Source organism: Rhodococcus sp. LB1 (assembly GCF_001583455.1).
GTDB lineage: Bacteria > Actinomycetota > Actinomycetes > Mycobacteriales > Mycobacteriaceae > Rhodococcus_F > Rhodococcus_F opacus.
On the sequence record NZ_LTCZ01000006.1, the window covers coordinates 13,191 to 37,140 of the forward strand.

25 protein-coding genes and 1 pseudogene are annotated in these 23,950 nt (G+C 68.0%); 10 read left to right on the forward strand and 16 right to left on the reverse strand.

Translation table 11 applies throughout. The features are described 5' to 3' along the window. Positions 1–233: 233 nt before the first annotated feature. The 13 genes from AZG88_RS01475 to AZG88_RS01540 all read right to left on the reverse strand — a co-directional run bounded on the left by AZG88_RS01475 (position 234) and on the right by AZG88_RS01540 (position 12,327). Positions 234–1,586 carry an MBL fold metallo-hydrolase gene (locus AZG88_RS01475; protein WP_061696825.1) on the reverse strand — a complete coding sequence of 451 codons (1,353 nt, stop codon included), beginning with the start codon at positions 1,584–1,586 and terminating at the stop codon, positions 234–236. Positions 1,587–1,661: 75 nt separating this feature from the next. Further along, positions 1,662–2,435 carry a sulfite exporter TauE/SafE family protein gene (locus AZG88_RS01480; RefSeq protein WP_061696826.1) on the reverse strand — a complete coding sequence of 258 codons (774 nt, stop codon included), beginning with the start codon at positions 2,433–2,435 and terminating at the stop codon, positions 1,662–1,664. 38 nt (positions 2,436–2,473) lie between these two features. After that, complete coding sequence (locus AZG88_RS01485; RefSeq protein WP_061045058.1) at positions 2,474–2,887, reverse strand: DUF302 domain-containing protein; 414 nt, start codon at positions 2,885–2,887, stop codon at positions 2,474–2,476. A 281-nt stretch (positions 2,888–3,168) separates the two neighbouring features. Then, positions 3,169–3,438: a metal-sensitive transcriptional regulator gene (locus AZG88_RS01490; RefSeq protein ID WP_005571934.1), complete on the reverse strand. Its 270-nt coding sequence runs from the start codon at positions 3,436–3,438 to the stop codon at positions 3,169–3,171. Positions 3,439–3,546: 108 nt separating this feature from the next. Then, complete coding sequence (locus AZG88_RS01495; protein ID WP_061696827.1) at positions 3,547–5,703, reverse strand: MMPL family transporter; 2,157 nt, start codon at positions 5,701–5,703, stop codon at positions 3,547–3,549. A gap of 57 nt (positions 5,704–5,760) precedes the next feature. Then, the gene (locus AZG88_RS01500; RefSeq protein ID WP_061045070.1) at positions 5,761–6,090 is read right to left on the reverse strand and encodes a rhodanese-like domain-containing protein; all 330 of its coding nucleotides are present in this window, start codon (positions 6,088–6,090) and stop codon (positions 5,761–5,763) included. A gap of 798 nt (positions 6,091–6,888) precedes the next feature. Further along, positions 6,889–7,266: a carboxymuconolactone decarboxylase family protein gene (locus tag AZG88_RS01510; RefSeq protein WP_061696829.1), complete on the reverse strand. Its 378-nt coding sequence runs from the start codon at positions 7,264–7,266 to the stop codon at positions 6,889–6,891. A 431-nt stretch (positions 7,267–7,697) separates the two neighbouring features. Continuing rightward, positions 7,698–8,075, reverse strand: coding sequence for a thioredoxin (trxA, locus tag AZG88_RS01515; RefSeq protein ID WP_061696830.1), 378 nt, complete (start codon positions 8,073–8,075; stop codon positions 7,698–7,700). A 37-nt stretch (positions 8,076–8,112) separates the two neighbouring features. Continuing rightward, positions 8,113–9,492, reverse strand: coding sequence for an MBL fold metallo-hydrolase (locus AZG88_RS01520; protein ID WP_061045053.1), 1,380 nt, complete (start codon positions 9,490–9,492; stop codon positions 8,113–8,115). Positions 9,493–10,031: 539 nt separating this feature from the next. Further along, on the reverse strand, positions 10,032–10,367 hold the full coding sequence (locus AZG88_RS01525; RefSeq protein ID WP_005257448.1) for an ArsR/SmtB family transcription factor: 336 nt from the start codon (positions 10,365–10,367) through the stop codon (positions 10,032–10,034). Between the two features lie 59 nt (positions 10,368–10,426). Then, positions 10,427–10,783 carry a DUF202 domain-containing protein gene (locus AZG88_RS01530; RefSeq protein ID WP_061045052.1) on the reverse strand — a complete coding sequence of 119 codons (357 nt, stop codon included), beginning with the start codon at positions 10,781–10,783 and terminating at the stop codon, positions 10,427–10,429. A 12-nt stretch (positions 10,784–10,795) separates the two neighbouring features. Beyond that, a complete protein-coding gene (locus tag AZG88_RS01535) occupies positions 10,796–11,218 on the reverse strand; it encodes a YidH family protein (RefSeq protein ID WP_061045051.1) in 423 nt (140 codons plus the stop codon). After that, the gene (locus AZG88_RS01540) at positions 11,182–12,327 is read right to left on the reverse strand and encodes an MBL fold metallo-hydrolase (protein WP_061045050.1); all 1,146 of its coding nucleotides are present in this window, start codon (positions 12,325–12,327) and stop codon (positions 11,182–11,184) included. The genes AZG88_RS01535 and AZG88_RS01540 overlap by 37 nt, the downstream gene beginning before the upstream one ends. Before the next feature lie 176 nt (positions 12,328–12,503). Between AZG88_RS01540 and AZG88_RS01545 the strand changes: the two genes are divergently transcribed. From AZG88_RS01545 to AZG88_RS53250, 10 genes and pseudogenes are all read left to right on the forward strand, one after another. Further along, on the forward strand, positions 12,504–13,019 hold the full coding sequence (locus tag AZG88_RS01545; RefSeq protein WP_061045049.1) for a DsrE/DsrF/DrsH-like family protein: 516 nt from the start codon (positions 12,504–12,506) through the stop codon (positions 13,017–13,019). Positions 13,020–13,043: 24 nt separating this feature from the next. Then, positions 13,044–13,277: a sulfurtransferase TusA family protein gene (locus AZG88_RS01550; RefSeq protein ID WP_061045048.1), complete on the forward strand. Its 234-nt coding sequence runs from the start codon at positions 13,044–13,046 to the stop codon at positions 13,275–13,277. Further along, positions 13,274–14,803, forward strand: coding sequence for a 4Fe-4S dicluster domain-containing protein (locus AZG88_RS01555; protein WP_231913760.1), 1,530 nt, complete (start codon positions 13,274–13,276; stop codon positions 14,801–14,803). Before AZG88_RS01550 ends, AZG88_RS01555 begins: the two co-directional genes overlap by 4 nt. A gap of 28 nt (positions 14,804–14,831) precedes the next feature. Next, entirely contained in the window at positions 14,832–17,699 is a 2,868-nt protein-coding gene (locus AZG88_RS01560) for a molybdopterin-dependent oxidoreductase (RefSeq protein WP_061696831.1), read from the forward strand. Next, a complete protein-coding gene (locus AZG88_RS01565; RefSeq protein ID WP_061696832.1) occupies positions 17,696–18,850 on the forward strand; it encodes an Mrp/NBP35 family ATP-binding protein in 1,155 nt (384 codons plus the stop codon). The genes AZG88_RS01560 and AZG88_RS01565 overlap by 4 nt, the downstream gene beginning before the upstream one ends. Before the next feature lie 256 nt (positions 18,851–19,106). Continuing rightward, positions 19,107–19,622, forward strand: a complete 516-nt coding sequence (locus AZG88_RS53245) for a hypothetical protein (protein WP_231913762.1) — start codon at positions 19,107–19,109, stop codon at positions 19,620–19,622. A gap of 28 nt (positions 19,623–19,650) precedes the next feature. Then, positions 19,651–20,016, forward strand: a complete 366-nt coding sequence (locus AZG88_RS49205) for a hypothetical protein (protein WP_063886762.1) — start codon at positions 19,651–19,653, stop codon at positions 20,014–20,016. A gap of 140 nt (positions 20,017–20,156) precedes the next feature. Further along, positions 20,157–20,327 (forward strand): fluoride efflux transporter FluC, encoded by a 171-nt coding sequence (locus tag AZG88_RS49400; protein ID WP_373560043.1) that lies wholly within the window; start codon positions 20,157–20,159, stop codon positions 20,325–20,327. 60 nt (positions 20,328–20,387) lie between these two features. Beyond that, on the forward strand, positions 20,388–20,924 hold the full coding sequence (locus AZG88_RS01580; RefSeq protein ID WP_061045044.1) for a universal stress protein: 537 nt from the start codon (positions 20,388–20,390) through the stop codon (positions 20,922–20,924). A 130-nt stretch (positions 20,925–21,054) separates the two neighbouring features. Beyond that, positions 21,055–21,546, forward strand: a pseudogene (locus AZG88_RS53250) (MFS transporter); the annotation flags it as partial. A gap of 21 nt (positions 21,547–21,567) precedes the next feature. On the opposite strand, the gene AZG88_RS01585 reads toward AZG88_RS53250, so the two are convergent. The 3 genes from AZG88_RS01585 to AZG88_RS01595 form a co-directional block, all read right to left on the reverse strand. Continuing rightward, positions 21,568–21,933 (reverse strand): FHA domain-containing protein, encoded by a 366-nt coding sequence (locus AZG88_RS01585; RefSeq protein ID WP_231913763.1) that lies wholly within the window; start codon positions 21,931–21,933, stop codon positions 21,568–21,570. Between the two features lie 477 nt (positions 21,934–22,410). After that, complete coding sequence (locus tag AZG88_RS01590) at positions 22,411–23,727, reverse strand: MFS transporter (protein ID WP_061696833.1); 1,317 nt, start codon at positions 23,725–23,727, stop codon at positions 22,411–22,413. After that, on the reverse strand, positions 23,724–23,950 hold a 227-nt coding region (locus AZG88_RS01595; RefSeq protein ID WP_197487756.1), incomplete at its 5' end, for a rhodanese-like domain-containing protein. The genes AZG88_RS01590 and AZG88_RS01595, both read right to left, overlap by 4 nt.

Below are 23,950 nucleotides of genomic sequence, written 5' to 3' on the forward strand. Positions count from 1 at the left end.
GGGTATAAGTGTGTGCCTTCTCGGACCACCGTCACCAGCGCGGCAGCGTCGCCGCACCCGGCAGGTCCCCGCGTGCACACGGGACGGTGGTCACCGGTGTATGCGTGGCCGTCGTGCACGAGGTCGCGGTCGCCAGAGTTGCTTCCAGCGTTGGCCGAACCCATTCCACGGGTGGGTATGGCAGTGGACGCCGGTCTTCCAGAGTCGGTCAGCGCCCCGTGGCATTCGAATGCCTATGTCGTGCTGGTGATGTCGGAGTCCTTTGCGTTGTCGTAGTCGTCGTTGATCAGCACGGTGGTGCGGTCGGGTCGGTCGATCATCGACGCGGCGACGGAGGCGCGGTAGCCGGAGGCGCAGTGCACCCAGATTTCCCCGTCGGGGAGGGTCCCCTGGCGGTCGGAGAGTTCGTGGAGCGGGATATTGATCGCTCCCTCGATGTGGCTGCTGTCGTATTCGTTGCGTTGGCGGACGTCGAGGACGGTGATGTCCTTCTCGTGCAGTGCCTCTGTGAGAGCGGGGAAGTTGGCGACCCGGTAGGAGCGCAGTTCAGTGCCGGCGACGAGGGTGTGGATTTCGCCGATCGCGGCGCCGGTGAGGTCGTCGATGCCGATGCGGACCAGTTCGCGGCGGGCGTCGGTGACCTGGTCTTCGTTTTCGCCGATCAGGGTCAGGGGTGCACCCCACTGGTAGAGCCAGCCGAGGTAGGTGACGAACGAGTCCGACAACTCGAAGCCGAGGGTGCCGCCGAGGTGGCCGGCGGCGAAGGCGGTGCGCTCCCGCAGGTCCACGACCCATTCGCCGGCCTCGATGCGGCGGCGGAGCTCGTCCGGGTCGAGGGGTGCGGGCAGCGACAGGTCGACCGGGGCCGGTCCTCGGGTGTTGATCACGCCCATGTGGGCGTAGTAGGAGGGATACTCGGACAGACCGGCGATCAGTTCGTCGACGTAGCTTTGCTCGTCCTGGGTCAGGGCGGGGTTGGTGGTGCGTTGTTCGCCGACGGTGGAGGAGTCCCCGCTCGCGGGGGTGGCGGCGCAGAAGCTGCCGAATCCGTGGGTGGGGTAGATCTTGGTGTCGGCGGGGAGTTCGTCCGCCAAGCGGCGCACCGAGTGGTACTGGGCGTGGGTCAGTTCCCGGGTGTGGGCCTTGCCGAGGAGGTCGGTGCGGCCGGTGGTGCCGAAGAGCATCGATCCACCGGTGAAGACTGCGTGGGGGGTGCCGGCGGTGTCACGGAGGACGTAGCTGACGTGGTGGTGGGTGTGACCGGGGGTGTGCATGACCTGCAGCTGGATCGGGCCGGCGTCGATGACGTCGCCGTCACCGACGGCGCGCCGCTGGTAGCCGACGTCGTCGCCGGTGGGGACGGCGTATTCGGCGCCGACGGTGCGGGCCAGCTCGAGGCCACCGGTGACGTAGTCGTTGTGGATGTGGGTCTCGAGGACGTGGGTGATCCGCACGCCGCGGTCGTGGGCCAGGGCCAAGACCCGGTCGATGTCGCGTTGCGGGTCGACGACGACGCCGACGGCGCCGTCGCTGATCAGGTAACTGCGGTCGCCCAGACCGGAGGTCTCGATGATCGATACGTCCATGACTCGTACCTTCCTCACATTCTCTCAATGGTTCATACCCGGGTGCATCGGTGCTGCGGTGGGGTCGCCGCCACGTCAGCGGAGAAGGATCGTGTCGATCAGCACGTAGGCGGCGACGGCGAAGACGAGGTAGGCGAACCACCGCTGCAGCCAGTCGGTGTCGACCTTGGTGCCGAAATGACCGGCGATCAGGGACCCGGCGATCGCGGTGCCGGCGAACGCGACGGTGATCGCCCAGTCGATGCTCGCGCCGCTCAGGTGCGAGACCAGACCGGCCGCCGAGTTCGCGACGATGATGACCAGCGAGGTGCCGACCGCGACCGACATGTCCAGACCGAGCATCAGCACCAGGGCTGGGATGATCAAGAATCCGCCGCCGACACCGAACAGGCCGGTCAGGAAGCCCACCGCGATCCCGGCGGGGATCGATCGGGGGGCGCAGCGGCGCCAGTCGATCCCCGAGTCCCCGACCTCGCAGGCCGTGCCGGTGTCGCCTCGGTCCATCAGCATCCGGATCCCGGCGACGACCATCACGGCAGCGAAACCGATCAGGACCACCGATTGCGGCAGCAGGCGCCCGATCGCGCTGCCGGCGAAGGTGGCGGGAATGCCGCAGGCGGCGAATACCCCGGCCATGCGCCAATTCACTTGGTGCTCGCGAATTTTCGGGACGGCTCCGGCGATGGAGGCGAGACCGATCACGAGCAGGGAGATCGGAATGGCCTGTTCGAGGTCGAGGCCGAGGCCGAAGACCAGCGCGGGGACGGCCAGGATCGAACCGCCGCCGCCGAGGAGTCCGAGCAGGACGCCGATGATCGCCCCGAGCGCGAGTGCGACCGCTATGTCCACGATCCTCCTTCCGCCGCCAACCCGGGGGCCCGGTCTCGTTACCGGTCGCCGGTGCCCTGGGAGAGGGACTCGATGGCGGCCTGCAACGCCGTGGTGGCGTCGTCGGCGACGGCTCCGAGCCCGGGTTGGTCGGCGACCTGGACCATCACCTGTGGGTTCATCGCGTCGATCAGCACCGTGCCCGGATCGGCGGGATCGGCGCGAACGACGACGTTGCACGGCAGGAGCAGCCCGATCTGCCGGTCCACGGTGACCGCACGGTGCGCGAGCGGCGGATTGCAGGCACCGAGGATCAGGTAGTCCTCCATGTCCTCACCGAGTTTCGCCTTCAGGGTGGCCTTCATGTCGATCTCGGTGAGGACCCCGAAACCCTGCTCGGCCAGGGCTTTGCGGGTGCGGTCCACCGCGTCGGCGAACGAAGTGTGCAGGGTGGTCGACAGTGCGAGTGTCATGAGCGTGTCTGCCTTTCTCTCGGCGACTTGGGATCAGGTCGGGCATACTGCGGTGCGCCGGGACACACACCGAGGCGGTGGAGCAGCGGGTTCGCGGGCTGCGAACCCGGTGACCAGCAGCCACCGCGACGGAAAGCCCATTGCCAGTGCGATTCCCGCGAGCACCACCGTTCCGGCGAGGAGCGGCACGATCCTTTCGATGGTTCAGCCGCACCGACGGGTCGCGTCGGTCATGGTCACCTTTCGTCGACGGCGAACGGAGGTGGTGGCCGGACCGAGCCTCAGGCGAGGGCGAGGAACAGCTTCTCGAGTTCGGCCTCGGTCATCGGCTCCCTGCCGTCCTCGGGCTCGCCGGTGAGGCATTCCCGTAGCCCGGTGGCCACGATCTTGAACCCGGCGCGATCCAGGGCGCGGGAGACCGCGGCGAGCTGGGTGACGACGTCCTTGCAGTCGCGTCCCTGCTCGATCATCGAGATCACCCCGGCGAGCTGCCCGTGGGCCCGGCGGAGCCGGTTGAGTACCAATGCAATGCTGTCTTCGTCGCCGACCATCATGGTTCCTTTCCTGAGACCTGATCACAGTATACCCCCGGGGGTACCAAGGGTGGGGTGGGTGCATTGTGTAATGCCCCACCCCACCCGCGGCCACGGTCCCGACGCTCAGTGCGAGAAGCTGATCTTCGGCAAGACCTTGCGCAGCCAGGCCGGTGACCACCAGGCAGCGTGCCCGGTCAGGCGCAGCAGCACCGGCAGCAGGATCAGCCGGATCAGCACCGCGTCGAGGAGCACGGCGACCCCGAGGATGATGCCCATCTCCTTCGGGGGCAACGGGTCGGCGAGGGCGAAGGTGAAGAACACGGCGACCATCACCGCGGCGGCGGCGAAGATCACCCGACCGGAATGCGCCAGACCGTCGACGTGCGCGACCTTTGGATCCGCGGAACGTTCGTAGTGTTCCTTCGCGGTGGCCAGCAGGAACACGGTGTAGTCCATGGCAATCGCGAAGATCATCGCGAAGAAGAACACCGGCCCCCACCCGTCCAGGAACCCCTGGGGCGTGAAGCCGAGCAGGCTCGCACCGTGACCGTCCTGGAAGACCAGCTTCGCGACCCCGAACGCGGCCGCAGTGGAGAGCAGGCTGACCACCGTGCCGAGGATCGCGCTCAACGGGGCCTGCAACGCCACCAGCAGCAGCACGAACCCCAGGATCAAGATGATGGCCACGATCAGCGGGAAATAATCGTTCAGCGCCTGCTGCAGGTCCAGATTCTCCGCGGGTGCCCCGCCGACCAACGCGCCTGGGGGCAGATCCGCGCGCAGGGCGTCGAGGATGGTGCCCATTCGTGCGTCGGAGGGATCGACGGTGGGCATGGCCTGCAGCATCACGTAGCCACTACCGTCCGGTGCGGGCTGCGGCGGCGTCACCATGGCGATTCCGTCGGTTGCGGCGGCTGTCGTCCCGGTTTCCGTACCCTCCGCGGTGGGGGCGATGATCTGCAACATCCCCGGTGCCCCCTCGCCCATCTGGCCCTGAACGAGTTCGTAGCCCTGCCGAACCGGGGCATCGGTGGGCACCACTTCGATCGAGGGCATTGCGACCTTCAGCCCGAGCACGGGGACCGACAGCGCGATGAGCACGAGCAGCGAACCGATTGCGAACGGCCACGGGTGGCGATGTAGCAGCTCGCCCCAGGCGGCGAACCGCGGCGAGCGGTGCTGCTGCCTCTTCGCCCAGGGCAGCGAGCCGGCGTTGACCTTGCCGCCGAGCGTGCCCAGCACGGCGGGCAGCAACGTCAGGGTGGCCAGCAGGACGAAGAACACCGCCAGCATGATCCCGACGGCCATCGTGCGCACCGCCGGTGCCGGCACCAACAGCACAGCGGACAGGCTCACGAGCACGGTCAGCCCGGACAGGGCTACCGCCTTGCCCGCGGTGTCCATCGTCTCGGCGACCGCCGAGACGGGGTCACCACCGTTCTTCACCGCGTCCCGGAAACGGGAGACGACGAACAGGGCGTAGTCGATGCCGAGGGCGAGGGCGAACATCATCGCGAAGTTCATCGCCCACACCGAGATCGGGGTGATCTCGTTGAGCAACACCAGCCCGCCTGCCGAGGCGACGAGCCCGGCCAGGGTCAGCAGCAGTGGCAGCCCGGCGGCGGTGAGGGATCCGAACGCGAGCACCATGATCGCCAATGTCACCGGCCAGGAGAACAATTCGGCCTGAATCATCGCGTCGTGGTTGGCCTTGTTGAAGTCGCTCCACAGCGCGGACGCCCCGGTCGGGTACACCTCGATCCCGTTGCCGGACAGTGCCGTCAGCTCCGCCTTGTGTACGTCGACGGCCTTGACCATGTCGTCGGTGCTCGCGTTCGCGCCCGCAATGAGAATGCCGGTGTGCCCGTCCGGGCTGATCGACATTCCCGGCTGCGGCGCGATCACCGCCCCGAACCGGGCATCGCCTGCGAAGACGGCGCCGACCTCGCGGAGGGTCTGTTGAACCCGCGGGCTGTCGACGGTCTGGGAGTCCGAGTGAACGACCACCTGCACCGCCGCCGAGGAGTTACCGCCGAAGTGCTGCTCGGCGAGTTGACGCACCTGCACCGATTCCGAGCCGTTGGCCTGCCACCCGGCACCGGCCAGCGAGCCGAACACCGACGGCGCCGCCGCACCGAGCGCGACCAGCACGATCAACCACACCCCGAACACCATTTTGGTATGGGTGGCCATCGCCACGCCCATTCGGCCCAGCACCCCACTCTCGGCGGTGGTCGTGGTCGTGGGCTGGTCGCCGTCGACGGTGGTACTGCGGGTCATCTGCGGTCTCCTTGACGATCTGAGAGGAACAATCTGGTCGATACAGGGGCGGGGCGATCAGCGGTGGGCACATGAGCCGCCATCACCGGTGTCGAGGAGCCGGCCCGCCGCGGCCCACCCGGAGGTGCCCCCGGCCACCGACACCGCGGGCCGTCCGACAGTCATGAGGATTCGTGCCCCCTGCACGCTCCGGTTCCCGGACGCACAGATCACGTACTCCACCGCGCCGGCCGGGATCTCCGTTACCCGGTCGCCAAGCTGTCCCAACGGCAGCAACTGCGCGCCGGGCACGTGCGCATTCCGGTATTCCCACGGCTCTCGAACGTCGACGACGGGCGCTCCCGCCGCCCACGCGTCGGAGAATTCACCGATCTCGATTTCACGCATGACACCCTTCATACCCTAGGGGGTATTGAACTTGGTCGACTATGTTACCCATGGGGGTATTTATGCAATCCTTCGGGTGGCGGGCGCCGGCGACGTTGGTGCGCATCGCTGGCGCATACCGGCTTCCCTGATCGCCGGCGCGAGTGCGGGCTCCTCGGTTACCCGATCCGCGGGCTGGGAGTTACAGGTGTCGAGGGTGGCATTGCGTGCCGTCCTCTCGCCGAGCTTCGCCGGCGCGCCGTCCTGCATGTCGATCTCGGTGCGGCCGAATCCCTGCTCCGCCGACGAAGCCTGGTTCTCGTCGACGGCACCCTCGAGTGCACGGTTGCCGGCAGTCGAGGTGGCGATGGGCTGTCGGCAGGGCGGGTGGGTCGTGCGGTCAGCGGCCGAAGAGTGTGCTGAAGAATCCGGATTTCGCCGGGGGAGCGGCATTGTTCTCGCAGGTGCATTTCTGGGATTCGGGTACGGCCTTCATGACACCGTCGACGTGTGCACCGCAGCCTCCCCACGTTGTCTTTCCGCAGCCGGGGCACGTAACTGGATAACACATGGTGGGTCCCTCCCCGGAATGCCGGTGATCGTAACGAAACAAACTATACCCCTAGGGGTATCCATTCGCGGGAGATGTGCGGATGACCACACCTGTCCTGTGCCGGTTTCTTCCCGCCTCGGCATGACGGTCATTGAGCAGCAACGGATCCGGGTCGCGGCGGTTCCGGTCGGATCCGCGGTGGCGCACAGTGCCTCAGGATGCCCAGCCGCCTGGTGGGCGCTCGGCAGGAATCGCTGTGATTTCAGCTATCGTTCGGGCGGAAAGTTCTCGTGGCCAGGTTCCTGATCGGCGTGGAACTCGTTGAACGCGGCGAATGCTCGGGGTCCGTACACGGTGGCGGGCCCACCGTTCATCAGAATCGCGACGCCGATTGCCTCCGCTGCTTCCTGTGGTGTGCTGCCGTGCTCGGCGGCGCCGCGCGCGTGTGCGGCGATGCAGCCATCGCATTGCTTGCTCACGGCGATCGCGAGGGCGATCAGTTCTTTGGTCTTGGCGTCCAAAGCCCCGGGTGCCAGGGCGGCTTCGTGCAGTTGCCCGTAACCGGCGTAGACCTGCGGGATCGTGTGGCGCAGTGCCCGGGCGGGTCCCCGAAGTTCCTGTTGGACGGCCTTGCCGTAGTCCATGCTCTACCTCCGATTATTGGTGTTTGCGTTCGGTATCGATCTCATCGGCTCGAGGTCCGGCACGGGACGGGAGCGAAAGCACCACCGGGACGGTGCAATCGGCGTGGACGAAACTGCCGTCGTCATCGAAGTGCCTCTTCTCCGGCGGGGCACCAGGTTCCTGCTCTTGTCAGGGTGGCAGGGGACCACGGACCACGGACCACGGACCGCGCCAGGGCCGTTTGTCCCCGGCAGCGACCGGGGACATCGCCCGGCAGGAGGCTCCTCCCAGCGACGGCCACCGATCGGGGAACCAGATCGCCGCGTCGGCTCGCGCGCCGTCATCGGGTCTGCTCGCCGGAGAGTTCGGCGGTGACGTGTGGGACGGGTATGGGCGGCACTTCAGATCACTGATCGGGTCGGTGCTGTTGAGGGGCCCGGGAATGAAACCGCTATGCCTGCCCCGCTGCGGCAGGTTGTTGTGCGAGCGCGGCGTGTACTGCGGCCATGTCGAGTTCCTTGATCTGGGAGATCAACTCCTCGAGGGCCGCGGGCGGCAAAGCTCCGGGTTGTGAGTACACGAGTACCCCGTCGCGGAATGCCATGATCGTCGGGATCGAGCGGATTCCCGCGGCCGCGGCGATGTGCTGCTCGGCCTCGGTGTCGACCTTGGCGTGCACGATATCGGGGTGTTTGCGGGACGACTGTTCGAAGGTGGGCGCGAAGGCCCGGCACGGGCCGCACCACGACGCCCAGAAGTCGACGAGCACGACGGCGTTGTCGGTGATCGTGGATGCGAAGTCCGTGTGAGTGAGGTTTTTGGTGGTCATGAGGGATCCTTTCCTTGGGGCGTTTATCGAGGGAGCGTCAGGCCGACACCTGCTGTGCGGCCCATGCGTTGTAGCCGCCGACGAGATCGCTGACCCGCTCGATACCGCGGGCGCGGAGCAGCGATGCGGCGACGCTCGAACGCCATCCACCGGCACAGTGCACCACGATCGGCTTGCCGGTCGGCAGCTCCTGGGCGCGGGACCGCAACTGCGCCAACGGAACCGGGATCGCACCGGGGATGACGCCGAAGTCGCGTTCGCCGGGGTTGCGGATGTCGACCAGGGTGATCGCATCGTCGGCGCGCAGCCGGTCGAGTTCGGTGACGGTGGTGCGCGGTGCCGTCTGGACGAGGTCGGCGAGTGCGGTGGGGAGGATGCCGTCGGTGTCGGTGCCCAGGTAGCCGATCACGTTGTCCGAGCCGATCCGGGCCAGGCGCATCGCCGCGTCCTGTTCCTCGCCCGGGTAGGTGATCAGCACGATCGCCTCGCCGACCTCGGCGACCATGCCGCCGGTTTCGGCGAACCGGCCGTCGAAGCCGACGTTGACCGAACCGCGCAGGTGTCCGGCGGCGAAGTCGTCGACGGTGCGGGCATCGAGCACCCGGGTGCCGGCGGCGAGTTCGGCGCGCACCCGGTCCGCGGACAGTTCCGGGATCCGACGGTGCTGGTCGAGCGCCGGGTGGGTGGACTTGTTCAGGGCCGCGTCCACCGAGAAGTACGCCGGTACCGCGGGCTGGCCGTCGGTGATCAACGCGACGAATGCGTCCTCGCTCATCGGCTGCGCCGACGCGTTGGTGCGCCGTTGTTCGCCGATGGTCGAGGTCAGCTCCGCGGACAGGTTCTTGCCACAGGAGGAGCCGGCGCCGTGCGCGGGCATCACCGTCACGCCGTCGGGCAGGGTCAGTAGCGTGTCGTGCACCGTGTGGTACATCGCCCGGGCCAGATCCGTGGTGGAGCCGTCGCCGAGGTTGACCAGGTCGGGCCGACCGACATCGCCGATGAACAGCGAATCCCCGGTCAGGACCGCGGTCGGGGTGGCGTCCGCGGTTTCCCGGACCAGGACGCTGATCGATTCCCAGGTGTGGCCGGGGGTGGCGAGGATCTCGAGGTCGACTCGCCCGAGGGAAATGTGCTCGCCGTGCGCGAGGCGACGGATCGGGTAGTCGGTTTCGGCGGCTTCGCCGAAGCCGATCCAGGCGCCGGTGGCCTCGACCAATTCGAGGTGCCCGGAGACGAAGTCGGCGTGGAAGTGGGTGTTGATCACCCCGTCGATGGTGAGCCCGTGCGTGCGGGCGTCGTCGAGGTACTCGGTGATGTCGCGGCGCGGGTCGACCACGACGGCTCGCCCGGTGGATTCGTCTCCGATCAGGTACGAGGCGTGGGACAGGCACTCGATGTAGTACTGCTCGAGAATCATCGTGGTCTCCTCCGAAGTTGGCAGGATCTTTCTCCTTGTCAACAAGACTGCCACATACCCCATGGGGTATGCAAGTACCCCCGGGGGTATATGTCAGGCTCTTGGTGAAATACCCCCGCCGGTATCAGTCGGCCAGTGGCCACGACAAGGAAGTCGATGCCTGCGTCCGGCATGGGCGTCCGGCGCGCCGGTGGTGGTCGTGCGCGAAGGCTACGGGTCCGTGCGGGCCCATGTATCGGGTGTGCGGTTGATGCCGCTGGGGGAGGTGACTTCCTGGTCTCACCGAGGTGCCGGCGGGGGAGATGGTGTGCGAGTATCCGGGGGCGCAGCCTGGTCGCGCACCGATCTCACCGGCGCGGCGCGGCGTGCGGTTTCGGTGGGACCGGGGCGGGGTGGCGGGGTGGCCAGCCGATAACTCTGCGGGCGCAGATCGAATTCGGCGAACACTGCGTCCTGCTGGTTTGCTGTGCGGCACGTTCGGTGCAGGCACTGTCGGTGCGCGGGTGCGGCTGGGCCGCTTGTCCCGACGTCTCGCGGGGTCAGCCGCGGATGGCGCCGTCCAATGCTGCGTGGTCGGCCAGATCCTCGGCCAGGAACTCTCGGAGCAGGTCCACTGCTTGCACAATCTTTTGGCTGCGTAGCGAGTAGAAGACGTTGTTCTTGACGCGGCGCGTCGTCACGATTCCGCGCTCACGCAGGATGGTCAGATGCTGGCTGGCGTTGGACTGGCTGATGCCGGTTGCCTCGCAGAGTTCTCCGACGCTCAGCTCACGGTCGCGAAGTTCGTTGATGATGAGAAGGCGCTTGGGGTCGGCAATGGCTTTGCAGACCCTGGCGTGGAGTTCTTGTAGTTGTGCCGCGATGTCTTGGTCCATCACCCCTCCAAACCGGGCCTCGGAAGCTGATTATAGGTGCGGCCCGCGTGCCTGCTCGGTCAGGCGTCGGTGAGGAGCAGCAGCGCAAGGGCGGACACCGCGAGGACGACGGCACCGGCTGCGATGAGGCGTACGAGGCCGGGGGCCGGCGGCGGCTCACCGGCTCCCACCTTGTTCACGATCCGCACATACCGATGTTCCGACAGCACGAGTAGCAGCAGCGCGGCCGACAGGCCGGCGAGTCCTGGAACAGCCACTGGGAGATTGCCTGCGGCGAGGTGTAGCAGCAACGCCGACACGCCGCCGACGCCGAGGGCGGTCCGCTGCCATGCCATGGCGGTCCGCTCGGCCTGCAGGCCGACGTCGACGGCCGGTTCCTTCCTGCGACGATGCGGCAGCAGCCAACCGGTCAGCATCGGCTGCGACCCTCAGGTCTCGACCAGGTCGACTACGGTCAGCACCAGCGCCGCCAGGGCTCCCAGTGCGAGCATCGCGGCCACCAGCCTCGGCATCGGCGAGTAGGGCAGCTGTTCGCCGAGCCGCATGGCGCGTTCGTTGCGTTCCCAGTGGGTGTAGGACACGGCGCTGAGCGCGCCGCCGAGGCTGATCAGCACGAAGCCCAGTCCGTGGCGGATCGCCGTGGGGCCGGGCACGAACTGGACGACGGCGACCCCGGCTGCCATCAGGGCCAGTGCGGTGCGGACCCAGGCCAGGAAGGTGCGTTCGTTGGCGAGGGTGAACCGGTAGTCGGGATGCTCGCCGACCTCGTGCAGTGGGGTTTTCCCGGGGCGTGCCGGCCGGCGGGGAGAGCTGGTCACGATGTCCCAGTCAGTGAGGTCGACGCCGCGCACTGATTGCGTCCGACGTCGAGGACCTCGATCTCGTCGTCCCCGGGGGTGATCTGTCCGGCGTTCACGCGGCGGATCGTGTCGTAGGCCTGCGGCGCTGCGGGCAGGGAACTGACGATCTGCTCGACGAACCGTTCGATGGCCCGCTCGTTGAGCAAGGTGGCGGTGAAGACCTCTTCGAGGGTGGTGGTGACGAGCCCGTCGGCGTTGATCTCTTCGCTGGTGGACCAGTGCGCCGGGGCAATGATCGTGCGTGGATCGAGAGGTCGAAGCCGCTCGTGCACGCTGCGGAAGAGATCGCGGGCGAGTTCGTCGGCCTGACCGGTCAGGTCGGGCCGTCCGAGCCCGCGAACGAAGACGGTGTCCCCCACGAGCAGAACCGTCTCGCTGACCAACAGCGCGGTGGTGCCGGGGGTATGTCCCGGCAGGTGCATCGTCATGGCGCGGACCACGGCGGAGCCGAGGTCGAGCTGGTCGCCGTCTTTCAGGGGCCGGTTGGGAAACGGAACGATCCCTCCGGCGTCCTCCGGCGGCAGGTGGTACTCCGCACCGAGCCGGGCCGCCACGGCGGGGCCACCGCTGATGTGGTCGGCATGGACGTGGGTGTCCACGACGTGTGTGACGGCCATGTCGTGGACCTGCGCGAGCTCCAGGTAGGGCTCGGGTGACCTGGTGGGGTCGACGATGACGGCGTTGCCGCCGGGAACTCCGACGAGGTAGGACAGGCACGCCTTCGCGGGTCGCTGGAACTGCCACACCCGCACGTCCCCGGGCAATTCGGTGATCTCGACGGGGACGAGAAGCCGGTTCCAGGCGTCGGTTCCGCCCGCCAGGGAGCGGGTGCGGACTCCGAGGGCCTCGAACTCTTCGGCGACCAGTTCGGAGCCGTTTCCCTGCCCGCAGACGATCACCGCACCCTCGCGGGTGGCGGCGGCCTGCTCCTCGAGTTCCTCCATCACCCGGTACACCGGGACGTGGCGGGTGGGGACGGGCCGCGGGCCTTCCACCTTGCCGGCCCGGAAGGCGTCGGTGCTGCGGACGTCGAGGATCTCGGTGACGGTGCCGGCCTGGATCTCGCGAAACAGTTCCGTCGAGGTGATGTTGTCAGCCACGTGTCCTCCCAAGGTGCACGGATGTCGGGTGGTCTTTCACGTGTTCGATACGACGCGAAGAAGTATCTTGCAGTATGCGCATATACGAATGTAGTGTTTTGGATCACAGTTAGCAATGTCTGCGCGAAGGCCCTCACGAGGTCTCCTGGGCAGCCAGCCGAGAAAGGGGCCGGCGCATGTCCGACAGCCCGCAGCACGATGACGATGACGATGTCATCCCGGAGAGCATGACGATCGTGGCCTGGAGTGGTGACCTGGACAAGGTGTGGCCGACGCTGATCCTGGGGTCGACCGGCGCCGCGTACGGCATGTCCACCACGATTTTCTTCACGTTCTGGGGTCTCTTCCCGCTGGTGCGCGACGACGTCAGGATCACCGGCACCAACGCGATGACCAAGGCACTGGCAGGGATGAACCGGCCGGGGATGAGCCACATGAAGCTGTCCAAACTTCACATGGCCGGCGCCGGTCCATGGATGTTGAAGAAGCTGGCGCGGGGCCAGAATGTGGCCCTTCCGACGGACCTGGTGCAGATGTGCACGGAGCTGGGCGTGAACCTGTGGCCGTGCGAGATGAGCATGGAGTTGCTCGGCCTCCGCCGCGACCAGCTCATCGACGGTGTCGGCGAGCCCGTCGGTGCTGCCACCGCGCTGTCCGCGATGACCAAGTCCCAGATCAACCTCTTCATCTGACCCGCCGCATTCAGGGAGCCCGCCGTGAATTATCAGATCGACGTCACCATCGACGCCAAGGGCCAGAAGTGCCCGATGCCGGTGCTCCTCGCCTCGCGTGCGGCCAGGAAACTCGAGTCCGGGCAGATCTTGCTCGTCGAGGCCACCGACGGCGGGTCGAGGACCGACATCCCGTCGTGGGCGAGGGACACCGGGAACGAACTGCTCGAGCGCACCAGCGAAGACGGCGTCTACCGCTACATCATCCGGAAGAAGTGAGGTCGGTGCGCTACGGCTTCGCCATCGACCAACGCACCTGCATCGGCTGTCACGCATGCACGGTGGCCTGCAAGACCGAGCACGAGGTGCCGGTCGGGCAGTTCCGCACCTGGGTGAAATACGTCGACACCGGCGAGTTCCCGGACACCACCCGCTCCTTCGGGGTGATGCGCTGCAACCACTGCACCGACGCCCCGTGCGTAAAGATCTGCCCCACTCAGGCGCTGTTCAAGCGCGACGACGGCATCGTCGACTTCGACAACGAGCGCTGCATCGGCTGCAAGAGCTGCATGCAGGCCTGCCCCTACGACGCCCTCTACATCGACGAGGACACCCACACCGCAGCCAAGTGCAACCTGTGCGCGCATCGGATCGACAACGACATGGAGCCCGCCTGCGTGGTGGTCTGCCCCACCCACTCGATCTGGGTCGGCGACCTCGACGACCCGACGAGCGGCATCGCCGGCTTGATCAGCACCCACGAGACCGCGGTGCGCTCCCCGGAGCAGAACACCGGGCCCAACGTCTTCTACCTCGGCGCCGACCACGCCGTCCTCGACCCGCTGGCCGCACCGGTCGCCGACACCTACCTGTGGGCGAAGCCGGACGCGCAACGCCTCGAGACTGCCGCCGATCTGCCCGGCGACCCCACCACCCGGGCGCGCACCACGCTGAACACCGCGCACCCCCGGCCGTGGGGATGGCGGGTGACGACCTACCTGTGGACCAAGGCCGTGGCCGCCGGCGCGCTGGCCATCGCCGGGCTGGCCCACCTCCTCGGCGTCGACCTGGGCTGGGTCGGCGCTTACGGCGCACCCGCCGTCGCCCTGCTCGGCGCCGCCGCCACCGGGGCCCTGCTGATCTGGGACCTCAAGCGGCCCGAGCGGTTCCTCTACATCTTCCTCGAGTCCAACTGGACCTCATGGCTCGTCTGGGGCGCCTACGCCCTGGCCGCCTTCGCCGGCGGCGCGGTCCTGTGGATCCTCGCCGCCCTCCTCGAGATCGGGTGGGCCCAGACCGTGCTGGCCTGGCTCGCCATCCCATTCGGCGCGCTCGTCGCCGGCTACACCGGCTTCCTCTTCGGGCAGGCCGAGGGCCGCGACCTGTGGCAGTCGCCGCTGCTGTTCTGGCACCTGCTCGTGCAGGCTGGAATGGTCGGCACCGGGGCCCTCCTCGTCATGGCCCCGTTCGCGGACCTCGCCAGTGGCGCAACCGCTTTCCTCACCCGTGCGTTCGTGCTCTCGACGGGCCTGCACCTGATGATGCTGGGCATCGAGTACTCGAGCAGCCACGCCAGCCGCCAGGCGTCCGTGGCCGCGCACATCATCACGCACGGCCGCTACGCGCGACTGTTCTGGTTGGGAGCCATCGCCCCGGCGGTGCTGGCGGCCGCGCTGGCCGCGCCCGCGTGGACCGGGTCCGGCAGTGCCGTGCTCCTCGTCCTCGCGGGCCTGCTGGCCCAGGTCGCTCTCCTCGACTACGAGACGGCCTACGTCCGGGCGGGCCAGGACCCGCCGCTCTCGTGAACGAACGACCACGCCGAAGGGACCAGCCATGACTGCCGAGACGGACCGCACACCGGCCTCGCCGGCGATGCCGGGCGAACGCACGCACGAACGGCTGCGGAACTTCCCGCCGGTCGAGAACTGGGATCACCACGTCGAATACGACGCCAAGGCGCACCCGCGCAAGGTGCCACACGAGTACATGCTGGTGCCCACCACGTGCTTCAACTGCGAGTCGGCCTGCGGACTGCTCGCCTACGTGGACAAGTCGGACATGTCCATCAAGAGGGTGGAGGGCAACCCTGCCCACCCAGGCTCGCGAGGGCGCAACTGCGCCAAGGGTCCCGCGACGATCAACCAGGTCAACGACCCCGAGCGGATCCTGCACCCGCTCAAGCGCGTCGGCACCCGCGGCAGCGGCCGGTGGGATCGGGTCAGCTGGGACGACGCGCTCGACGACATCGCGGCCCGGATCCGGGCCGCCATCGTCGAGGACCGCCGGGACGAGGTCATGTACCACGTCGGGCGGCCCGGCGAGGACGGCTTCGCCGAACGGTTCCTCCTGGCGTGGGGCGTAGACGGGCACAACAGCCACACCAACATCTGTTCCGCCGGCGCGCGGCTCGGCTACTCGCTCTGGGGCGGCTACGACCGGCCCTCGCCGGACTATGCGAACGCGAAGGTGATCCTGCTGATTTCGAGTCATCTCGAGGCCGGGCACTACTTCAACCCGCACGCGCAACGGATCATGGAGGGCAAGATCGAGGGCGGAGCCACGGTCGTCGTGCTCGATCCGCGGCTGTCGAACACGGCCTCCCACGCCGACCTCTGGATTGCCCCGTGGCCAGGAAGCGAGGCCGCGATCCTGCTGGCCGTCGCGGCGTACCTGCTCCGAACCGGCCAGATCGACCGGGCATTCATCCGCCGCTGGGTGAACTGGTCGACGTACATGACACGCCGCCACCCCGAGCACCCTGCCGACGACTTCGACCAGTTCATCCGCGCGTTGACCGACGACTACGCCGGATACACCTTCGCCTACGCGGCGCAGGAGGCGCAGGTGCCCGAGGAGCAGATTGCCGAGCTAGCCCGGATCGTCGCCACCGCCGGTACAGCACTGTCGGCGCACGTCTGGCGCGCCGCGGCGTCCGGCAACCTCGGCGGGTGGCAGGTGTCGCGGGCCCTGTTCTTCCTCAACGTGCTCACCGGCAGCGTCGGCACCAAGGGCGGCACCAGCCCCAACGGCTGGGACAAGATCATCGCCCACGGCCCCAACGTCCCCGAGGGACACCAGTCGTGGAACGAGATGATCTGGCCTGCCGAATTCCCACTGTCGACCAACGAGATGTCGATCCTGCTGCCTCACCTGCTCGAGGACGGCCGCGGGAAGCTGTCGATGTACTTCTCCCGCGTCTACAACCCGGTGTGGACCAACCCCGACGGCTTCAGCTGGCTGAAGGCCCTGACCGACGAGTCGCTCGTCGGCTGCCACGTCGCGCTCACCCCGACGTGGTCGGAGACGGCGACATTCGCGGATTACGTGCTGCCGATGGGGCACAGCACCGAACGGCACGACACCCAGTCCTACGAGCAGTACGCCGGCAAGTGGCTCGGATTCCGCCAGCCGGTCACCCGGGTGGCCCTGGAGAAGATGGGCCGGCTCGTGTCCGACTCCCGTGAGTCCAACCCGGGGGAGGTGTGGGAGGAGAACGAGTTCTGGTTCGAGCTGTCCTGGCGGATCGACCCCGACGGCAGCCTCGGCATCCGGAAGTACTTCGAGTCGCCGTACCGGCCGGGCGAGAAGGTCACCGTCGACGAGTACTACCGCTGGGTCTTCGAGAACAGCGTGCCCGGCCTGCCACAAGCCGCCGCCGGCCAGGGGCTGACCCCCCTGCAATACATGCGAAAGTACGGCGTCTTCGAGGTCACCAAGGATGCCTATCGACTCGACGAGCGGCCACTGTCGGACGCCGAAACCGACGGGGCGACCCCGGACGGCAACGGTGTGCTCCGCAAACCCGTCACCCTCGATTCGACCCCGCCGCTGGTCGGGGAGGCGGGTGCGGTGGGAGTCGTCCACGCGGACGGCAGCAGGACCGCCGGCTGGCTCACGCCGTCGCGCAAACTCGAGCTGTTCAGCGACACCATGGTCGACTTCGGGTGGGAGGAGTACGCCACACCCGGCTACATCGAGTCCCACGTCAGCTACCGCTCGATCGACCAGGCCCACAACGAGATTGTGCTGATGCCGACCTTCCGGCTCCCGACCCTGGTCCACACGCGATCAGGTAATGCCAAGTACCTCAACGAGATCAGCAACACCCATCCCCTGTGGATGAACAGCGTGGACGCCCGGCGCTTCGGGGTCGACACGGGCGATCTGGTCCGGGTCAACACCGAGATCGGCTACTTCGTGGCCCGCGTCTGGTCCACCGAGGCGATCCGCCCCGGTGTCATGGGGCTCTCCCACCACATGGGCCGGTGGCGCACGTCCGAGAACGCGGGATCCCGGTGGGTGATGGGCCTGGTCGACCTCGGCAACGACGGCAACGGGGTGTGGAGGCTGCGCTACAAGGAAGGGGTGAAGCCGTTCCACAGTGACGACCCGGACAGCGACCGGATCTACTGGGACGACCCCGGTGTGCACCAGAACCTCGCATTCGCGGTGCATCCCGACCCGGTCTCGGGCATGCACTGCTGGCACCAGAAGGTGCGCGTCGAGAGAGCCCACGCGGACGACCGGTACGGCGATGTGGTGGTGGACACGCAGCGGTCCCGTGAGGTGTACCGCGCCTGGATGGACAACACCCGTCCCGGACCGAGCCGGTCCGGGCTGCGCCGTCCAGAGTTCATGATGCGTCCGGTCAAACCCCGCCGACGCGCCTTCCGATCGCCCGGCGCGGAGGAGCGAGCATGAGCCTGTTGTCGCGGAGGCGTGCCGACGCGAAGGTCGATCCGGCCGACGTGCGCACTGCGCTGGCACGCGTCGAGGATCCCGAGCTGCACCTGCCCCTCGAGGAGGCCGGGATGCTCGGCGAGGTGGAAGTCGACCGCTCCGGCGTCGCGCGGGTGACTGTCCGGCTCACGACGCCCTTCTGCCCCCTGCAGGAGGCCCTCGCCGCCGACGTCACCGCGGCAGTCCGCGCCATCGCCGGCGTCTCCGGCGTCGAGGTCGCCTTCGCGGCGATGGGCGAGGGCGAGCGTATGCGGCTCGCCGCACGACTTCGCGGCGCCGGGCCACGGGGCGCCAACTCGTTCGGACTGGGTTCGGCAACCCAGGTGTATGCCGTGGCCTCCGGCAAGGGTGGCGTGGGTAAGTCCACGATCACGGCCAACCTTGCGGTGGCCCTGGTCCGGCAGGGGAAGCGGGTCGGCATTCTCGACGCCGACGTCTGGGGATACTCGATCCCGCACCTGTTCGGGGTGCACCGAGCGCCGGTCGCGCTGAAGGGACTGATGCTGCCGGTCGAGGCCTTCGGGGTCGCGTTGATGTCGGTGGGGTTCTTCGTCCGGGACGACGAGCCGGTCGTCTGGCGTGGCCCGATGCTGCACAAGGCGATCGAGCAGTTCTTGGACGATGTGTACTGGGGTGAACTCGATGTTCTGCTCATCGACCTCCCACCCGGCACCGGCGACGTGACACTCTCGCTGCTCGAGCTCGTGCCCGACGCAGCACTCGTCGTCGTCACCACACCGCAGCCGGCGGCCCAGACCGTCGCCCAGCGGGTCGGCCGGATGGCCCGCGACTCACGGATGCCGGTCGCCGGCGTCGTGGAGAACATGTCCGCGATGATCTGCTCGTCGTGCCACGAGAGCACGGCGCTGTTCGGCGCCGGAGGCGGTCAGCGTCTCGCCGAGGCCATCGCCGCACCGCTCCTGGGGCAGGTGCCACTCGACATCGAACTGCGCGAGGCGGGCGATGCCGGGGTCCCGGCGATGATCGCGGCCCCGCAGGCCGCCTCCGTCACACAGATCCGGCAGATCGCGACATCCCTGCCGATCCTGCGGCGAAGTCTCGTCGGCCGATCCCTCCCGTTGACCGTCCCGCACGGCGGACACCCCGACTGACGACCCAGTGCACGATCTCGCCCCCGAAAACCGGTGGACGATCAGTTGTGCGCCACGGCGGAGAGGTCCCGTAGTCAGAAGACCGCCCAGACACGACGCCAGGTATCGGACCTCACACGCGTTGCATGCCAATCGCAATGGTTGGCGTCGACCGAGCACACGCGCTCCGGTCCGGCGACTGGCGCGCCCGTCGAGTCTGCACCTGATCTGACCGTGGGCGCGGCCACCGAAAACGCAGCGAGAGAGGTGGTTTGAGATGCTCCACCACCAGCTCGAGAACCCCGGGACCGGGCGATTTCTGTGCACCAGCCCTGGGCGGGTGGCGATCGCGGGGGACTGGCTCGCCAACACCGCATACGGTGCCGTGGCCATCGCACATGCGGCGAAACGCAACGCCGACGTCCTGATCCACCTCGGGGACTTCGGCTACGCGTTCACCGATGCCTATCTCGATGCGCTCGACCGTGCGCTCGACGAGCACGATCTGGTGCTCGGATTCGTCGAGGGCAACCATGAGAACTTCGACTGGCTGCTGGCCCAGCCGATCGCCTCGGACGGGCCTCCGTTACCTGCGGAATCGGATCGTTCACCTACCGCGGGGTCTGCGCTGGCGGTGGGGCAACACGCGGTGTCTGGCGGTGGGCGGGGCCTACTCGATCGACCGTTTCCTGCGGATCCCCGGCACGTCGTGGTGGCCACAGGAGACCATCACCGACGACGACGTGCGCCGTATCGCCGATGCCGGACCCGCCGAGGTGATGTTCTGCCATGACTGCCCGTAGGGGATCACCGTCCCGGGTATGGACCGTGACCGGCAGGGCTTCCCCGCCGACGAGCGTCACGCATCGGAGGCCAACCGCGTCCGGCTACGGACCATCGTCGATCATGTGCGTCCCCGACGTCTGTGGCACGGTCACTTCCACCACCGTCACCAGGCAATCCTCGTCACCGGGATCTACCGGACTGTGGTCGACGGGCTCGGGCGCGACAAGGGCCCGATCGACAACAACATGGTGGTGGTCAACGGTGCTGACCTGGGCTGGCACCGGGCAACAGGGCCGAGAACCGCTCAAGGCGGACACACCAGTAGGTCCGTGCGGTCGACGATCGACTTGGACGAGCCACCCACGTCGCCTCAACTGCGCACCCCCGAGCCGAAGAGCTGACAGTGCGGGCCGGAACTGGACAATCCCGCATCACACCAGGGACTCGGAGAGGCTTCTGGTCGTATCCATCCACCCGCCCCACCCCGTCGACGCGGCCGTACTGATTCCTCAACGTGACCGGGTCGCTGCTCCTCGGGTTCGTGGCCGGGTTGGTTCTCTTTCACGATGTCCCGCCGGAAGTTCAGCTGATCGTGGGTGTCGGGTTCTGTGGCGGGTACACGACCTTCAGCACCGCCAGTTTCGAGACCGTGCGGCTGATCCCAGCCAGCGGTACGCCGCCCGGCGTCGCGCGGTCGGCACCCTGCTGGTGACCGTCGTCGCTGGCGGTGCCGGTCTCGCCCTGGCTGCTGGGGTATGAGGAGAAGACGACCATGACCAATAACGACAACCACCCGACGCGGGAGACGCTGCGGGACTGGCGCACCCCGCTGCGTGTCGACGGACCCGCGACCTCCACTCCGGTGGTGTGCCATCTGGTGGTCGGCTTCGACCGGCACCCGGCCAGCCACGCCGCCCTGACCCACGCGATGGACCTCGCCGGCCGACTCGATGCTTTTCTGCACGTCGCGCACATCGTCGACATCGACGACATGCCCGTCGAACCCGACCGGGACGACTGGGAACAGCGCTTCGCCGACGCCGTCGAACAAGAACGCCGCGAGGCCTGCACCATGCTGGCCGCGCTGCCCGGCAACTGGGCCTACTACTCGCGGGAAGGGAATCCGGCGCAACTGTTGACCACGATCGCCGAAGCGAACGATGCCCTGATGATCATCATCGGCACCTCTCGCGGCGGCGCAATGTCCCTGCTCGAGCGGTTCCTCGGCGAATCAGTGTCCTCGAAACTCGTCCACCACGCCCGCCGCCCCGTCCTGTTGGTCCCCGCCCCCCACAAGGAGCAGGGGTGACGCCGCACGACCCCGCCGCCGCCGAACCTACCCAGGGGGCCTCCGCACCGCGGGGAACGCCCCGATCTCGCACGTTCCGCACATCGACGCTTCCGAATCGACCCGGCCGTCGGTGGGCGTGTAGCGGTTCGTGGTTGCGTTCGGCACGGTCAGCCTGCTCGCGGTCTTCGTCTATGAAGGGGCCCGGTCGATCACCGGCCCCTACTCGCCTTGCCGGGTGCAACCGCGTTCGTCGTCGGGGTCGTCACCGGATTCGGAGGGGCGGCCGCGCTGATGACGCGGCCGGTCTCCGACCCGCTGGCGAACCGGGCCCGCGATTCTGGGCATGGATCGTCGCTGGCTACGTCCTCACCGTGATCACAGTCCTTCCTCGGGTTCGTCGGCACCCTTTGGGTCGCATGCGCGTTGGTGATCGCCTAACGCGTCGGCAAGGCGTTCCGCAGCCCCGCGAAAGACGCTGCTCTCGCATGCCACCGCCACCACCGGCGGCGAATGAGGTTTCGCCGTCCACGAGGCCCTCGAGCAGATCGGCGGCTAGATCGGTCCGCTGCCCGTTGCAGCGGTCCTCATGATCAGCGGCGGGCACTACGGCCCGGCGCTCGGGGTGCTCGCGATTTCCGGGCGTCGCCGTTACGGTCGGCTGTCACATCGACGACGCGGCGGGTAGTCGAAAGAGCATGCGAAAGACTCCGATCTGAACCTCGTCGCCGTCCACCAGTCCGGCGCAATCGACGGGCTGCCGGTTCAGATAAGTTCCGTTGAGAGAGCCGGCATCACACAGGGTGAACGTTGCATCGTCCCGGCGGATTTCGGCATGCCGACGCGAGACGGTTCCGTGGCCGAGCACGATCTCCGACCTGGGATGGCTGCCGAGCACGGTGATGTCGCGGTCGACGGCAAGGGATGCACCCTTCGCCGGCCCAGGGCCCCTGGTCACGACCAGCTGTGGGGCACCGCCACCCCGATCGTCCGGAAGACACGTACGCGGCAGGTCGTCGGTCAGCTTCATCATCGTCACCTCGATCAACATCTCCCAAAATACCCCCATGGGTATATATAGATCAACCGGGATAGGTGCTAGGACATTCCCGTGGCGCCCACCTCATCCTCGACGGACGAGACGGCGGTGAATCGGGTTCCCCCGGATGATGAACGAGGCACTTCCTGAACCCGCCGGACTTCCTACAACCCGGGGCGCCGGGTTGGCGTGACACAGCGAGGCGCCGTTAGTGTCCCGAGTCGTTGATTCGAACGCAGTAATGCGCAATCGATTCGAGGATCTGGTCCGCGATCTTGACCCACACGTAGGCGGCGTACGTCCTCGCCACACAGACGGGCGGTCATGCTCGCCTGGTGCGTTCGATCACTGCGGTGCAGACGAGCCGTGCGCTCGCGACCCTGCTGCTCATGCCGACTGCACTCGGGAGCTGGCCAGGCGCCGGTCCTTGTATGGGCTGCCGCCGCAGCGCATTCCCCCGGGATGCGATCAACCCCTCGGCGCACGCTCCGTGCTCGTGCGGATGGGTTTGGGGTGGGTTTCGTACATGCGGACCGCGACGGCGAGGGCGGAGGCGGCGCTGACGGCGGCGGCCACCCAGACCGCGGCGTGCAGTCCCATCAGGTCAGCGACGACGCCGCCGAGGATCGCGCCGACGGCGTAGCCGCTGTCGCGCCAGACCCGGTAGATCCCGACGGCGCGGCCGCGCCAGGCCGGGTGGGCGACGTCGCCGATCACGGCGAGCAGGGTGGGGTAGACCATGGCGGTCCCGGCCCCGAGCAGCACCGTGCCGGCCGCCCACCCGGTGAAGCCGTGGGAGGCGGCGATCAGCGCCAGGGCTGCGGCTTGCAGGGTCATGCCGGCGGTGATCAGGTGCTTGCGGCCGATCCGGTCCGAAAGGGCGCCGGTGACCAATTGTCCGGCGCCCCAAACGCCGGGATAGAGGGCGAAGAGCACACCGATCTGCCCGGCGCCCAGGTCGGCTGTGGCGAACAGCAGGGGGAACAGGCCCCAGGAGAGCCCGAAGTTGAGGTTGTTGACCAGCCCGGCCTGACTCGCCGAGGACAGGGCGGGTTCGGTGAAACTGGTTGCCGCAGCGATTTGCCGGTTGGTCAGATCCGCGTGCAGGTGATCGTGCATTCCGTCCGCACGCGGGGTGTGCTGGGTGGCTTCCAGGCGCGCGTGGTCGCGGGTTTCGCGGATGAATACCCCGGACAGCAGCAGGGCCAGCGCGGTGTAGGCGAGTCCGAGCAGGAACGGGGCCGGTCGTAGCCCGTACTGGTCGGCGAGGTAGCCGGCCATCAGCGAGCTGACGGCCACGGCGCCGTAGCCGGCGGCCTCGTTCAGTCCCATCGCCAGGCCGCGGCGGGCGGGGCCGACCAGGTCGATCTTCATCACCACGGTGGTCGACCAGGTCAGGCCCTGGTTGATGCCCAGCAGCACGTTGGCGGCCACGACCCACCACCAGTTGGGGGCGGCGATGAGCATCAGCGGGACGGGGATGGCGAACAGCCAGCCCACCAGCAGCACCGGCTTGCGGCCGAACCGATCGGACCAGGCTCCGGCGAAGTAGTTGGCGGCGGCCTTGGTGATTCCGAACGCGGCTACGTAGGTGAAGATGAAGGTGTAGCCGGTCAGCCCGAATTCGCCTGAGGCGAGCAGCGGCAGCACGGTCTGCTGTTGGCCGACCATGCCACCGACGAGGGCGTTGACCGCGACGAGCAGGCTGAACTGGGCGAGGTTGGGGCCCAGGCCGAGTCGGATCGGCCGGGGCGAGGTGGTGCTCCTGTGGCGGTCTCTGCTCATGCGCCGGTCTCGAGGGTGCGCCCGGTCGCCTGGGCCCAGTCGTCGGGACCGCCCTCGAGCACCGTCAGCTGTCGGTGGCCGGCGCGTTCGAGCAGGCTGGCGGCGCCCATCGCGCGTTCGCCGTGCCCGCACATCACCACGGTGGGCTCGCGGGGCAGGTCGTCGACCCGGCCCGGGAGGGCGCCGAGTTCGATGTGGATGGCGCCGGGCAAGTGCCCGGCCA